The sequence below is a fragment of the Erysipelatoclostridium sp. MSK.7.34 genome, from assembly GCF_019041935.1.
Lineage (GTDB): Bacteria > Bacillota_I > Bacilli_A > Erysipelotrichales > Coprobacillaceae > Thomasclavelia > Thomasclavelia ramosa.
The window spans coordinates 63,950-79,252 of the sequence record NZ_JAHPYJ010000008.1; the positions used below are offsets into that span (position 1 = coordinate 63,950).

Annotated in this window: 14 protein-coding genes; 9 read left to right on the top strand and 5 right to left on the bottom strand. The window is 28.0% G+C overall.

Annotated elements, in window-relative coordinates:
• The first annotated feature begins 527 nt into the window (after positions 1 to 527).
• From KTF99_RS17390 to KTF99_RS07460, 6 genes are all read left to right on the top strand, one after another.
• Positions 528 to 659, top strand: a complete 132-nt coding sequence (locus KTF99_RS17390; protein WP_256443924.1) for a hypothetical protein — start codon at positions 528 to 530, stop codon at positions 657 to 659.
• A 630-nt stretch (positions 660 to 1,289) separates the two neighbouring features.
• The gene (locus KTF99_RS07440) at positions 1,290 to 2,885 is read left to right on the top strand and encodes a restriction endonuclease (protein WP_217215505.1); all 1,596 of its coding nucleotides are present in this window, start codon (positions 1,290 to 1,292) and stop codon (positions 2,883 to 2,885) included.
• A 288-nt stretch (positions 2,886 to 3,173) separates the two neighbouring features.
• Complete coding sequence (locus KTF99_RS07445) at positions 3,174 to 5,057, top strand: DUF2075 domain-containing protein (protein WP_029480090.1); 1,884 nt, start codon at positions 3,174 to 3,176, stop codon at positions 5,055 to 5,057.
• Complete coding sequence (locus KTF99_RS07450) at positions 5,041 to 5,358, top strand: nucleotide pyrophosphohydrolase (protein WP_009010081.1); 318 nt, start codon at positions 5,041 to 5,043, stop codon at positions 5,356 to 5,358. The genes KTF99_RS07445 and KTF99_RS07450 overlap by 17 nt, the downstream gene beginning before the upstream one ends.
• 395 nt (positions 5,359 to 5,753) lie before the next feature.
• Positions 5,754 to 6,794, top strand: a complete 1,041-nt coding sequence (rsmH, locus tag KTF99_RS07455; RefSeq protein ID WP_029480089.1) for a 16S rRNA (cytosine(1402)-N(4))-methyltransferase RsmH — start codon at positions 5,754 to 5,756, stop codon at positions 6,792 to 6,794.
• A gap of 67 nt (positions 6,795 to 6,861) precedes the next feature.
• A complete protein-coding gene (locus tag KTF99_RS07460; RefSeq protein ID WP_009300303.1) occupies positions 6,862 to 8,178 on the top strand; it encodes an SIR2 family protein in 1,317 nt (438 codons plus the stop codon).
• A gap of 951 nt (positions 8,179 to 9,129) precedes the next feature.
• Here the strand turns inward: KTF99_RS07460 and KTF99_RS07465 are convergent.
• A complete protein-coding gene (locus KTF99_RS07465) occupies positions 9,130 to 9,624 on the bottom strand; it encodes a TetR/AcrR family transcriptional regulator (RefSeq protein ID WP_029480087.1) in 495 nt (164 codons plus the stop codon).
• A gap of 163 nt (positions 9,625 to 9,787) precedes the next feature.
• Here KTF99_RS07465 and KTF99_RS07470 point away from each other — a divergent pair, with 163 nt between their 5' ends.
• Entirely contained in the window at positions 9,788 to 10,768 is a 981-nt protein-coding gene (locus KTF99_RS07470) for a diaminopimelate dehydrogenase (protein ID WP_003537683.1), read from the top strand.
• Positions 10,769 to 10,905: 137 nt separating this feature from the next.
• Here the strand turns inward: KTF99_RS07470 and KTF99_RS07475 are convergent, their stop codons facing one another.
• From KTF99_RS07475 to KTF99_RS07490, 4 genes are all read right to left on the bottom strand, one after another.
• Positions 10,906 to 11,100 (bottom strand): hypothetical protein, encoded by a 195-nt coding sequence (locus KTF99_RS07475; RefSeq protein WP_003537685.1) that lies wholly within the window; start codon positions 11,098 to 11,100, stop codon positions 10,906 to 10,908.
• 499 nt (positions 11,101 to 11,599) lie between these two features.
• On the bottom strand, positions 11,600 to 11,821 hold the full coding sequence (locus KTF99_RS07480; RefSeq protein ID WP_009300304.1) for a hypothetical protein: 222 nt from the start codon (positions 11,819 to 11,821) through the stop codon (positions 11,600 to 11,602).
• Positions 11,822 to 11,845: 24 nt separating this feature from the next.
• The gene (locus KTF99_RS07485; RefSeq protein WP_003537689.1) at positions 11,846 to 12,088 is read right to left on the bottom strand and encodes an ATP-binding cassette domain-containing protein; all 243 of its coding nucleotides are present in this window, start codon (positions 12,086 to 12,088) and stop codon (positions 11,846 to 11,848) included.
• Positions 12,089 to 12,194: 106 nt separating this feature from the next.
• Positions 12,195 to 12,344, bottom strand: coding sequence for an ATP-binding cassette domain-containing protein (locus KTF99_RS07490; RefSeq protein WP_081446373.1), 150 nt, complete (start codon positions 12,342 to 12,344; stop codon positions 12,195 to 12,197).
• A 299-nt stretch (positions 12,345 to 12,643) separates the two neighbouring features.
• Between KTF99_RS07490 and KTF99_RS07495 the strand changes: the two genes are divergently transcribed.
• Together KTF99_RS07495 and KTF99_RS07500 are read left to right on the top strand one after the other, a co-directional pair.
• Entirely contained in the window at positions 12,644 to 13,999 is a 1,356-nt protein-coding gene (locus KTF99_RS07495; protein WP_008791686.1) for an MATE family efflux transporter, read from the top strand.
• 98 nt (positions 14,000 to 14,097) lie between these two features.
• The gene (locus KTF99_RS07500; RefSeq protein ID WP_009010106.1) at positions 14,098 to 15,132 is read left to right on the top strand and encodes a helix-turn-helix domain-containing protein; all 1,035 of its coding nucleotides are present in this window, start codon (positions 14,098 to 14,100) and stop codon (positions 15,130 to 15,132) included.
• Positions 15,133 to 15,303 lie beyond the last annotated feature (171 nt).

A 15,303-nucleotide genomic window follows, 5' to 3' on the forward strand; every position in this document is an offset into this window, starting at 1 on the left:
CACCATGGACGCTCTTAATTGAGCTCTCTAAAAAATTGCGGGATAAAAATTAAATAGCTTTAAATACTTACGGGGTCAATGCCTTAAATTGACTTTATTAGATTTTGAAATATGGATTATTATTGAAAATTTATAAATTAAGAGAAGTAGCGCTTATATCTTAATTTAAAAAGATTAGTAAATTTGTATGAATTTGACGAGTTCGAATAAGAATATGATAGATATGCGCTTTAAAATATTGATTACAAATTATTAAAACGATATTGAATGGTACTAGCTTGTGATATCAAGTTATTATCAATAATTTGCATAATAATTGTGCTTAGCTTAGCAAAGCAAACCCTTTGTAAAATTTATAGAAGAAGTTGAGGTTAAAAAGATCAATGAGATATATTTTGAAAATTATTTTTTGATGCAATAAAAGTCAATTTTCGAAAGCCTTCATTTTATATTTGATTATTATTGTTTTGTACATTATGAGTATAAGTTTTCATTATATAGAAAGTAATTATTTATATTATATTGATATGAATAAAAGAGTAGATTTACTTAAAAAAATATCTAGTTTAGATTTTAATTTATTAAAATCTAAAGATATAACTAAGAGAGAGTATGATGATATTTTGGATAAGATGAAAAATCATCACAGTGATAGTTGAGAAGTCATAGATAATAATATAAAATCCATATCTGGTCCGTTTCTACCATTTTTAGTAATGCTATTTGTTCCGTTTATGAATACTTTCAAGAGTAATGCTCAAAAGGTAGGAGCTATTATTATGATGCTAATTATTTCTATAATATTTGGTTTTTAGGTATGATTATCCCACCATTGCCTATTAGATAGTTAAATTATGTGATACTAATATCTATAGAAATAGTTTTATATTTTTTAGAATATTTTGAGTGCTTAATTTTTAATAGTCATTTAGAATAATATTGAAATATAAATATATAGATAAAAGAAATATGATTACAAAAGAGTGACTGTCTAAACTAATAAGACAAGTTGGTAAAAATATTTATTTTTTAAGCAATGAGAACATATGTGGTATATAATAAAAAATGATATATTCTATAACTACAATGATAAGTTGTATTAAATAAAGGTTATTAGAAGTATTTTTTGTAAAAAGAGAATATTGAGTATAGAAAATTTGATGGACTTATAGTCCTAAGAGCTGCCATATGTAAATCAGATACATCTGTTTTTTATGAAATAGGATACAAAATTAATGTGCTATTATTATGATGAAGATTTAAAATTTTTTAAGGATGGTGATGAAATTATGAAAGAAGTAATCGTTTCAGCAGGATTAGTATACATATATCTTAATGGATATTTAGAAAATGAAAGGCTGCATATTCAATCCATTGATACTTATAGCTGTTTAGAAAATGGCTTTTATCAACGTGTAATAGAGGCTTCAACAATAGCTAATGAAGTTGATGAAATAGTACATATTTTTGCTGTTGTTGGAGTTAAAGAAAAAGCAAATCAAATATATTCTATGATAGAGAAAAGATTAAAGAATAATTTTAATAATATTATAGCTGGGAAAAATATTAAAAAATCTTCGAAAATGCTAGATAAAACAGGTAATGTTTTTTTTCGCTGTGTTCAAGAGTTTTTTTGTGAACAATTAGATCATTTTCCTAAACAAGTTAATTACGATTTTAACGATTTTACTATCAAAGGAATTTGTTCTAGCCGCTTACCGGATTATGTAGGAGATTCTATTACGAATGAAATTATTTATATATGGCTAGAACGCGAGAAACCAATGTTGTGTGGTAGACAATTGATGATAAGATCTTTCTTTGTGCGTGATTTTATTGGGAGAAAAGTTATAGCCTCACTTCCTAACAAAGAGAATGAATCATGGCGATTCATTTTTGAAGGGGGTCATCAGATTTCAATGAATGAGAAATTTTCTTATTTAAAAGAAACATTACATCCAGATGATTTAGGTGGATTCTGTTCATCAAATATACAAAGTATATTAATGAACCCAATTTATGCATATGGTCAATGGTTTCAACCAAATGATGTTTGCGAAGAATGGCATAAAGTGTTTCTTTATCTATGTGCTATTTCAGATAATGAGTGGAATGAAGTAAGTATCTCCAAAATATATGATAAGTTTTTAGATTTTCTTCGAAAAAATATATGTATTACAATGGAGGCCCCTTCTTTAATTTCTAAAAGTGAATATTACAAAATATTATTGATTCATATTGTAAATTTCCGTAGTTTCCTTAAAGGAGAAGATGAGCCAGTACTTTCTAAAGATTTGCTCCAAACAATGAACTCAAGGTATGTATATTTGCCATATCTGTGGGAATTGATTCCCCCAAATACATATAAAAATAGATTTTCAGCTAATAATTTTAAAAAGCAAATAAATGAAGCTATGAAAGAAAATGATTCTTATATAAAAGGAATTCTTTGGGAAAATGCTATAGCATATGTGTTAAACAATATAGAAGGTTTAAAAATCACTGGTAGAAGAATTCGGACATGTAATCAAGAAATAGATATCAGTCTTGTAAATATATCATTAGATGATCAACTTTGGCAATTGGGAGCATATATCTTGGTTGAATGCAAAAATTGGAGTTCGCGTGTAGGCGTACACCAAATTAGAAATATCGCACATATTTCTAATTTGAAAGGAAATAGAACAGCAATTTTATTTGCCTCAAACGGGATAACTAGCGATGCACAAAGAGAAATCTATCGATTGGCAATTGAAGGTTGTTTTATTGTTTGCGTTACTGTTGACGATCTTCTTCAAATGACAAGTGCTAAAGAGTGCAAAATACTTATTTTAGATAAGTGGAATCTTTTACAAGAAAATGTAGAATTAACTACGATATTATAATTATAGTATAAATAATTTCCATTTGTTGTCTATTTTTACTAAACTATAAAAATAGTGGTTAATTTTAGTGAAATCAATATTTAAATAAGATAATAATATAAAAGATATATGTGTTAATTCATACAGTTTCATAAATAATGGATGATTCTAATTAATGTATTATTTGAAGCTGCATATTATTTTTGGAGTTTATTAATATCAATGAAAATTAACATATAATTTTGTTTTCATTAATTTATTGATATTATGTTATACTTAAATAAATAGTTTTTAATTTGGGGTGAAGTTATGATAGTATATCAAGAAACAAAAGAACAATTTCTATTAGATGTATATAATGATAAAATAGATGAAAAAATAGAAAAATTAGTATTTGAAAGATTGAATAGAAGAACAGGCTATAGCGAATACCAAACATGGATGAATTCAATGCAATACATGTATAAAGTATTGGAAAATAAAGCTATACCATCAAATAGTATTGTTGCAATAGAGTACAAAGTACCTAATTCTAATAAAAGAATTGATTTTATTGTCAGTGGTGAAGATGAACAAGGTAGAGAAAGTGCTATAATTATTGAATTAAAACAATGGCAAAGTTTAAATAAGATTGAAAATATGGATGGATTAGTAGAAACGAAATTAAATGGTCATTTAACACCAGTAGCTCATCCATCATATCAGGCATGGTCATATGTTAGTTTAATTGAAGATTATAATGAAGATGTAAGAAAATATAAAATTAATTTGCAGCCATGTGCTTATTTACATAACTATCGAAAGAAAGAATATGATGATTTAGTAGACTTATGTTATGAATATTATTTAGATAAAGCCCCTGTTTTTACCCGTGGTGATACTAAAAAATTAGCAATGTTTATTGCTAGATATGTAAAAAAGGGCAATCCTGATGTAATGTATCATATTGATAGTGGTAAAATTAAGCCGAGTAAATCACTACAGGATAGTTTAACTAATATGTTAAAGGGTAAACCAGAGTTTACCTTGTTAGATGAACAAAAAGTTACTTATGAAAAAGCTCTTGCTATTGCTAAAGAAAATTCTGCTAGAAAACAAGTTTATATTATTCATGGTGGTCCTGGAACTGGTAAAACAGTTATCGCAGTTAATATGTTAGTTGAATTGATCAATCGAGATAAAAATACTATTTATGTAACTAAAAATTCTGCACCTCGTGAAGTATATCAAAAGAAACTAACTGATGGTGGATATAAAAAGGTTTATATTAATAATTTATTTAAAGGTTCAGGTGTTTTTATAAATGCGAATGAAAATGATTTTGATTGTATAATAGTTGATGAGTCACATCGCTTAAATGCAAAATCTGGAATGTATCAAAATAATGGAGAAAATCAAATTAAGGAGATTATTAATGCTGCCAAGTTTTCAATTTTCTTTGTTGATGATCATCAAATTGTAACAACCAGTGATATTGGTTCAAGTAAAGAAATAAAAAAATGGTGTAAATATTATAATGCTATTGTTTATGAGGATAAGCTGACTTCGCAATTTAGATGTAATGGCAGTGATGCTTATTTATCGTGGGTAGATAATGTTTTAGAGATAGAAGACACTGCAAATGATGAACTGGATATTGATTATGATGTTAGAATCTTTGATGATCCTTTAGCATTAAAAAAAGCTATTTTCGAAAAGAATAAAATTGCTAATAAATCAAGAATGTTAGCGGGCTATTGTTGGAAATGGCAAAAAAATGGTAGAAATAGATCAGATGTTCACGATATTGAAATTGGAGACTTTTCGATGTCATGGAATTTTGCATCAACTAAAACTTGGGCAATTGATGAGGAATCTATAAACGAAGTAGGGTGTATCCACACAAGTCAAGGATTGGAATTTGATTATGTAGGAGTCATTATTGGAGATGATTTACGTTATGAAAATGGCAAGATTATTACAGATTTTTTTAAACGGGCACCTACGGATAGATCAATTCGTGGTTTAAAAGGTCAATATAAAAATGATAAAGAAAGTGCTCTAAAATTAGCAGATGAAATTATAAAGAATACATATAGAACACTTCTTACTAGGGGACAAAAAGGATGCTATATATATTGTACAAACAAAGAATTAAATGAATATCTAAAATTAAAACTTAAAAGAGGTAAAGAGAATGTTAGAAAAAGTTAGAGAAGAGATAATTAAGTTTAATCAGGATAGGGATTGGGATCAATTCCATTCTCCAGAGAATTTAGCGAAAAGTATTGCAATTGAATCAGGTGAATTATTAGAGTGTTTTCAATGGGATAATAGCTTTAATAAGCAAGATGTATGTGATGAATTGGCTGATGTGGTAAATTATTGTATTTTGATGGCTGATAAGTTAGATGTTGATTTGGAAGATATAGTATTAAAGAAATTGAAAAAGACTGAAAAGAAATATCCTGTTGAAAAAGCTAAAGGAAATAGTAAAAAATATAATCAATTATAAGCTTTGTATATATAATAAAGTGTTGTATAAATATGCTGTTTTATATTAAAAGATATCAATAAATTTTGATATGAGGAATTTAAAGAGTATTAAAATCGTTACTTAAAATTAAAAAAATTGAGAGTTCTACCCATTGCATTTTATTTGGGTAATAATACTGCAGTAGAAATGAAAAAATTATATAAAGAGGATAATTTTGAAGAAAGGATAAAAGGTTAGTTTTAAAACATTTTATCCTTTTTATATAAAATTTTCTAAATTACTTAATAAATATTTTTGATTATCTCAGTAAGCATAGATGATTTGCATATATCCTAGACATTTACTATCTAATGATGATAAGATAGTTGTTAGTAAATAAAAAATTAGTAGCTAAAAAAGAGAGGAATCTAATTATGGAACCTAAACATAAAAGAAGGATTAGATATAAGGGAACGCATCCTAAAAAATACAATGAGAAGTATAAAGAATTAAATCCAGAATTATATCCAGAAACAATTGAAAAAGTAATTAAAAAAGGTAGCACGCCAGTAGGTATGCACCTATCAATCATGGTTGATGAAATTTTAGAATTTTTAGATATTCAAGAAGGGCAAATAGGATTAGATTGTACTTTAGGCTATGGCGGACATACTTTAAAAATGCTGGAATGTTTAAATTATACTGGTCATATGTATGCTTTAGATATTGATCCAATTGAAAGTATAAAAACTAAAGAACGCTTATTAGGTAAAGGATATGGCGAAGATGTTTTAACAATAAAAAATTGTAACTTTAAAGACATTGATATCATATCAAAAGAGGTTGGTTTGTTTGATTTTGTTTTAGCTGATCTAGGGGTATCATCTATGCAAATAGATAATCCAGAACGGGGCTTTTCCTATAAAAAAGAGGGTCCCTTAGATTTAAGATTAAATCCTCAAAAAGGAGTTCCAGCATCTATTAAGCTACAAGAGTTAAATAGAGATCAGTTAGAGCAGCTTTTTATTGAAAACTCTGATGAGCCATACGCAAAAGAAATAGCTAGAAATATTGATTCATACTTAAAATCAGGCCAATTAATTACAACGACAACACAACTGTATAAAATAATTGAAAAAAGCCTGTCTTCTATTCCAGTGACAGAACGAAAAGACATAGTGAAGAAATCAGCTGCACGGGTATTCCAAGCTTTACGGATTGAAGTTAATCGTGAATTCGATGTACTTTTAGAGTTTATGGAAAAACTCCCAACGATTCTTAAACCAGGTGCAAGAGTGGCGATATTAACATTTCATTCTGGTGAAGATCGAATTGTTAAAAAGGCATTTAAAGAAATGAAAAATCTTGGACTATATAGAGATGTTGCTAGAAATGTAATTAGACCAAGTAAAGAGGAATGTCATATCAATAGCCGAGCTAAGTCAACTAAAATGAGATGGGCAATCAAAGCATAAGTATATTTGGAATTGCTATACTTTAAAAGATAACTAAACTAATATATTAATAATAGGGGGAATCAAAATGGTGGATTTTAGTGATTTAATTATCCCAACATTGGAGATTTTATATGAATCAAAAAAAGAGATGTCAATTAGGGAAATTGATGAGACTTTAATTAGTCGATTAAATATAGGCGAGTTAGATTTAAAATTAAAACATAAAGATACCAAGCAATCTGAATTTTCATATAGATCGTCATGGGCAAGAACATATCTAAAAAAATATGGGCTAATATTGAATATTAGTCGAGGAATTTGGAAAATCAGTGATATATATAATGGAGAAAACATTGATGATAAAGCGGTTGTTTTGGCAGTAAGAAATAATCAAGTATATATTCCGATTTCAAAGTTAGAAGAGAATATAGATATCATTGAAGAGAATTGTGATGATATTGCAGCTAATAACGATAAGTACATAAAAGAATTATCAAAAAAATATCATAACTATAAGGTAGCATTATTTTTAGGTGCAGGGGTATCAATGTCAGCAAACATGCCATCTTGGGATGAGTTAGTAGCTAGTTTTTTAGTAAATAGGTTTCGTAATGAATCAAAGAAAAATTTGGATGATAACATTGTTGATGAATTAGCAAGAATAGCAAAACTTAATAGTGATAATTCGCCAATAAGCCAAACTAGATTCATCAAGCAAAATATCGAGCCAGAAATATATCTTGAATTATTAAAAGAATCTATTTATCATAACGAGAAATCAATTAATATTAATAATGATTTATTTGAAGTTTTAACAAATTTGATCAGATATGAAAATTGTGTCTACATTAAAGATATTATTACCTTTAATTTTGATAATCTCTTAGAAAGAAAATTTGAACAAAAATATATTGCATATCAAAAATTTACTAATTATGAAGAAATACAAAATCAAAATTATGTCAATATTTATCATGTACATGGATATATTGATAAAGAGGCTACACCTGATGAAGTTGATTTAGAAAGAATTATTTTTTCTGAAGAACAATATCATAAAATGTATAATGATGTATATAATTGGTCAAATATAAAACAAATCAACGCATTAAGAGAAAAAAATTGTTTATTCATCGGGTGTTCATTGTCTGATCCAAATATGAGAAGACTCTTAGATATTGCTTATGATAAAAGTGAGGCTAAACATTATGCAATTCTAAAAAAAGAAGATATAAAATTACCAAATTCAATGAGTAAAGATAGTAATGCATATTTACTCTATCAAAATTTTCATTTAAAAAATCGAAATGATTATTTTAATAGTTTGGGGATAAATGTCATTTGGATCGATGATTATGATGATATTCCCAAAATACTCATGGAAATTATTAATATAAAATAAATTCTATAATAATTTTTAAGTAAAACAAAGCTTGATTAAATTAATTTTAAAATCATATAAATAAGAGGGCAACTTTAAATATATTAGATTTTGTAGTTGTCTTTTTATTTATTTTGATATTCATCTTTAAGGGGTTTATGAAATAGTTTCTTTTTATGTTTTCGACAGGCATCAAGGTCACAGTTTTCACAACTTAAATTATTGTTACTGATTTTATAAAAGTGTTCTGGATGTTTATAATGCATGTATACCCATTCAAGCATAGAAACCCTAAACAAAAAAGCCAAATTGTATATGGTGAGGGAATAAAGATAAGAAAACTATATTGAAAAAAAGAATCCCAATTATAAATATGACATTCCATACAGCATTCGGGTTTAATAAAAATAGAATTAAAAGGGCACCAGCCAAAAATAGCAAAAAATACAGAGAAGTTAGATAGAGCAAAGAAAACGAAAATCCAGATCCGTTCTAGATACCCTGTTAAATATAAAAATCCTGGAATCAATAGGAAAATAAGCTAAAAAACCAATAACCAAAAAGCTCTTTTATTATATTCTTGAACGATGTTTTTAAAGTTTATCTAATCTAACTGATTATTAGGAAAGTATTTTTTTGAAAACTGACGACCTTTATATAGGGTAGTGTTAAATGCAGCTATCATATCTTTAATAGGAAAGATTGTAAAATAGATAGTTGTTAAAAGATATACCCAAGAGGTTAAGTTAAAAGGAAGATTAGGGTTTTTTAAAAGACAATATATAGCAAATACGAATAAAAAGCCGCTAGAAAAGACTCTGATTCGATTCATCGTATTTTACCGTAGATCATATTTTTTGATTGCTTGTATATTTTCATAATTACCTACCTGAATTAATATATACATGATTAAATTGCCTAATATGACGTTCTAAAATATCTATTGCTTTTTGCTCGCGTTCTGGGGCGCCGTCACATAGTGAAATAAGAAAATAGATTGGTCCATAAAAATGGAGGGCAATAATATAAGAATCTTCGTTTTTTTAGTATGTCTTGTTTAGTTAAAATAGAAAAAATATATTGCTGGTATGATAAGGAATAATCAAAATACTGTTTGATATATTGGTCTGCTAAATTCTTATTTTTAAATTGTTCGATTGTAAGCATTTTTCTAAATTTGCTTTGCACCACATCATGAAGAAAATACGTAAACATATTTTTACCTATATTGATCAATTCCAGTTCATCCATGTTAATGAGACGGTTCATATCTTGTTTAGGCGATATTCCGGTCATTTTTAATATAATTGCATCAAAAATTTCTTGTTTACTTCGATAATGTTTATACAGTGATGGAGCCTTGATTCCAACGATTTGAGCAATTTGGTTAACAGTTATTGCATCGTAGCTATTTTTTGAAAATAAAGTTAGTGCTTCTAATAATATTTTTTCTTTTGTTGAAATCATTTCCTCCCCTTTTTAGCTAATAGTTATTAGTTGCCAAAATAAATATATTTAATAGTAGAAGTTTAAATATGAGAAAAAAATATATTGATGTAAGAAAAATTTCATATTCGTGTTTTTTTGATAAAAGAATGATAAAATATTAAAAAATATAAGGAGTGGAAACATGATAAAAATAGGAATTGTAGGATACGGAAATTTAGGACGTGGGGTAGAATGTGCAGTATTACATAGTCAAGATATGGAACTAACTGGGGTTTTTACAAGAAGAAATCCTAAATCAGTAAAAACACATAGTGATGTACCTGTTTATAGTATGGATAAAGTTTATGATATGAAAGATCAAATTGATGTTCTTGTTTTATGTGGTGGTAGTGCCAATGATTTACCAAAACAAACAGTAGAATTAGCAGAATATTTTAATGTAGTTGATAGTTTTGATACACATGCTAAAATCCCTGAACATTTTGCTAATGTTGATGAGGCAAGTAAAAAGAATAAACATATAAGTATTATTTCTGTTGGCTGGGATCCAGGGTTATTTTCATTAAACCGTCTTTATGGACAAGCTATTTTACCGCAGGGTCATGATTATACTTTTTGGGGAAAAGGGGTTAGTCAGGGACATTCTGATGCAATCAGAAGAATTGACGAAGTTAAGGATGCAAGACAGTATACTATTCCAGTAGAAGCTGCTCTTCAAAGTGTTCGTAATGGGGAGAATCCAACTTTAGTAACACGTCAAAAACATACTCGTGAATGCTTTGTTGTTGCTGAAGAAGGGGCTGATTTACAAAGAATAGAAGAAGAAATTAAGACAATGCCTAATTATTTTGCAGACTATGATACTACTGTTCATTTTATAAGTGAAGCTGAATTATTACGTGATCACCAAGGAATTCCTCATGGAGGGGTTGTATTAAGAAGCGGTACAACTGGATTCGAACAAGAAAACAAACATGTAATTGAGTATAAATTAACCTTAGATTCAAATCCGGAATTCACGTCAAGTGTATTAGTTGCATATGCTCGAGCAGCGCATCGGATGTATCAAGAGGGTCAACATGGATGTAAAACTGTTTTTGATATAGCGCCTGCTTACTTACATCCTGAATCTGGTGATGAATTAAGAAAAAAATTATTATAGTAAAATTTTCAAATTTAATAAATCTAAAACCTACTAGTAGATGTTATGGTATGGTACTTCTAAAGCAGACTGTGTAAATAAATGAAACGCTGAATATTAAAGAGGCATCAGATCATTAACTACTATGTAGGTTTTTATTAGAAATTACAGTTTTCTATTTTAATTATGTGATCAACTAATTCTTGATAAAAATCAGGCTCATGGCAAACTAAAATAGCACTACTAGAATAATTTTTAATTGCTTTTGCCAATGCTTTTTTTATTTCTTGATCTAGATGATTAGTTGGTTCATCTAAAATCAATAAATGGCTAGTAATAATAGCAACATACATAATTTTACTTTTGTCTGCTCACCACCATTTAATTGGATAATTGGTTTATCAATAAGATCGGTTGTAATATTGAAATGTGCAAGATTGGTTCGAATTGTCTTAATGCCTAATTTAGGATGACTATCGTGAACTATTTCTAACGGTGTTTGATAATCATTAGTCCAAATTAAATCTTGATTATAATAAGCAATTTTTATTTGATCATTAAAAATAAAGGTTCCTGATATCAGAATAATTTCACCTAGTAACGTTTTTTAAGTGTTGATTTTCCAACACTGTTAAATCCAGTAATGGCAATTTTTCTTGAGCGGACAGTGAAAAGCTGATCTTTGAAAGTAAAGGCTTATGATATCCAATCGTTAAATTAGCTGCTTTAAGAATTTGTTTCGTTAAAAGTGGTAGATTTTTAAATTTAAAATCTAGTATTATAATTGTAATAGGTGATGTTAGACGTTCAAAGTGAGCTAATTGTTTACGTCTTCCTTGAGTTATTTCTGAATTATTCCCAGCTATATTTTTGCGGATAAATTGTTCCGTTTTTTATATGTTTTTGTTGTTTTTGATAACGTCTTAGATAATCAGTGCGAAGACGTTTTTTTGTTTTAAAAAGATGAATATTTTCCACGATATTTTTTATTGTATAATAATCAATATCTAAAATACAATCAGTAATTTTATCTAGAAAATCAAAATCGTGCGAGATAACAATATAGGTGCCCATAAAATTATTTAAAAAGTCAACTCGCTAATTAATATGTTTAGTGTCTAAAAAATTAGTAAGTTCATCCAATAATAAAACATCTAGTTTTTCTAATAACAATTTAGCTAGAATCACTTTAGCACATTGTCCACCACTGATTTTATTAATTTTTTTATCAAGTCCAATTAGATTAATCCCAAGTCCTGCAGTTACCATATTTATTGAAGTATCGATAGTATAATAACCACTGTTAATCAATTTTTCTTGATATCTACCAGCTAAAGTCAAAAGTTCTTCATTATTATTAAAACTTCTTTTTTTGATACAGTGTTAGCATTTTTTGTTCTAAAAAATATTCTTCATTGTAGACAGGACTAAGATATTCTTTGATTATTTATTCTTGATTAAGAGTAGCATATTGATTAAGGTGGGCGACTTTAATATTAGAATGCCAAATAATTTGACCATACTCTGGTAAATAAGCACCGGTAAGCAATTTCATTAATATGCTATTACCAGCACCATTGGCTCCTAAGATGACTATATGTTCATTTTTATATCATATTTTATCTCTAAAATCATGAGATAAATCTTTAATTGTTAATAAACTCATTTTCTTTTTTTCCTATCTAATAAAGCAGTAAATATTAACATAAATATTACCTTCTGCAAATGAATATATAATAAATTAAAGATACTGTCAATTTCAGTCAATAAATGTATTAAACTATATTTTTTAATAAAGTGATTACTTGATATAAATAGTTTTTCATATTTATAAATTTTCTTAACATTGTTAGAAAATAATGTATAATAAATAAACATGTTTAAGGAGGGAAAATGATGAAAAAGGATATGACGACAGGTAGTCCTCTTAAGCTGATTATTGCTTTTGGGATACCTTTAGTAATAGGTAATATTTTTCAACAGTTTTATAGTATGGTTGATACAATTATTGTTGGGAAATATGTTGGGAAAACAGCTTTAGCAGCTGTGGGGTCGACCGGATCACTAAACTTTATGATTATTGGTTTTGGAATTGGTATATGTAGTGGTTTTGGAATTCCAATTGCCCAAAGTTTTGGTGGTAAAAAAATACAAGACATGAAAAAATACATAGTTAATTCATTTTATTTATGTATGTTGATTACAGCAATTATGACAATTGCTACTGTTATTGCTTTACCATCAGTTTTAGAGTTGATGCAAACACCAAGTGATATTTATCAGCAGGCATATGATTATATCGTGGTTATCTTTATTGGATTATTTGCCACAATGCTATATAATATTTTATCAAGTATTTTAAGAGCAATCGGAGATTCAAGGACACCGTTATATTTTTTGATTTTATCATCAATAATTAATATTGTTCTAGATTTGATTTTTATTACTCAATTTGATATGGGAGCAGTAGGAGCTGCCTATGCAACAGTAATTGCCCAATTTCTATCTGGAGCAGCCTGCTATATTTATATGAAAAAGAAAACCGACGTTTTAACTTTCGAACATGATGATAAAAAATTCAGTAAAAAACACAGTATTCGATTATTACAAATGGGCTTACCAATGGCAATGCAGTTTTCGATTACTGCAATTGGCAGTGTTGTGATTCAATCTGCTGTTAATACTTTAGGTTCAGATGTTGTAGCTGCAGTTACTGCTGCGATTAAAATTTCTGTTATGTTGACTCAGCCATTAGAAACTTTAGGGTTAACAATGGCAACGTATGGCGGTCAGAATTTAGGTGCAAATAAAATAGGACGGATTTTCGCCGGATTACGAGTAAGTTGTATTATTGGCGCTGCTTATTGTGCTATTGTATTTATATTTGTTTACTTTACTTCTGATTATCTATCATTGTTATTTATCGATGCTAAAGAAGTTGTTATTATGGCAGAAATTAAACAATATTTGTTAATTAATTCGATGGGATATTATATCTTATGTATTTTATTTATATTGCGTAATTTACTACAGGGATTAGGTTATAGTTTTTTAGCAATGTTTGGCGGTGTTGCGGAAATGATAGCTCGCTGTATTGTTGCTTTCTTTTTTGTTTCATCATTTGGTTTTAATGCAATTTGTTTTGCAAATCCATTAGCGTGGCTTTTTGCGAATATTGTCTTTATTGGTGGATGGATTTATAAACGTAAAGAATTAAAAGTAATTCAAAGTAGCGAGGAAGTAACAGTTTAATTAACAATTCGTTTATTTTTTCCCAGCAATAGTAACTAACGGTCAATTGTATCTTAGAATGCATATGTTATTATATTACTATAATGAGGTGAAAATTAATGAAAATTAATGAAATAATTAAAGAAAAGCGATTAGCTTTAGGGTATACACAAGAGCAATTAGCCAAGTTTTTAAATCTTACTACGCCAGCAGTCAATAAATGGGAGCGGGGGATTAGTTATCCAGATATTACTATTTTACCAGCTCTAGCAAGAATCCTAAAAACAGACTTAAATACTCTATTGTCATTTAAAGATGATTTGTCAGATTATGAAGTTGTGTTGTTTTTAAACGATTTAGCTGCAATCAAAGATTTTCAGCAGGCATATAGAATTGCAATAGATAAAATAAATGAATATCCAACTTGTGATAATCTAATTGTTAATGTAGCAGTTGTTTTAGAAGGATTGCTTTCATTAAACGAGATGGATGAAGCTATAAAATATCAGCAAAAAATTGACAGTTTATTGGAACAGTGTTTAACTAGTGACAATCCAATGATTAAAAATCAAGCTCAAGCAGTTTTGATCAACAAGTATATTAATCAAGGGAAACTTGAACAGGCTGAGAAGCTAATTAATGAATTACCAGAACAACATTTAATAGATAAAAAACAAAAGTTAGTCAATCTCTACATAGCTCAAGCAAAATTAGAAGCAGCCGCTAAATTACAAGAAGAAAAACTTTTAGTGACAGTTAATGAGATTCCAACTATGCTTTTAACTTTAATGGAGATTGCAATTAAACAAGAGCGGTATGATGATGCTGAAATAATCGCCGATATATATAAAGAAATGCATGAAGTTTTTGGATTATGGAAATATTCTAGTTATACTGCACATTTTCAATTATGTATAAATCGTAAAAAACGGTTAGAGTGTTTAAAAATATTAAAAGAAATGTTCAATGCAATTAATAAAGGATGGAATATCAATACTTCTCCTTTATATCGCCATATTACAGCAAAAAAAATTGATCAGACCTTTGTTCAAGAAATGAAAAATATGCTTGTGACATCAATTAAAAGTGATCCTGATTGTAAATTTATTACCGATGATCTTGAAATGAATAAAATCTTAGAAAAATATAAATGATGGTTAAATATCATCATTTTTTATAATATTTAAGAATATGCACAAGTAATTCACAATTTGTGAATTACTCTGTGATTGCAAGGTAGTCGCGTATCATTTAGTATTAAACATAATGTATAAGAAAAGGTGAATAACGCGTTTCTTTATAAGCTTAGATATGTTACAATAATA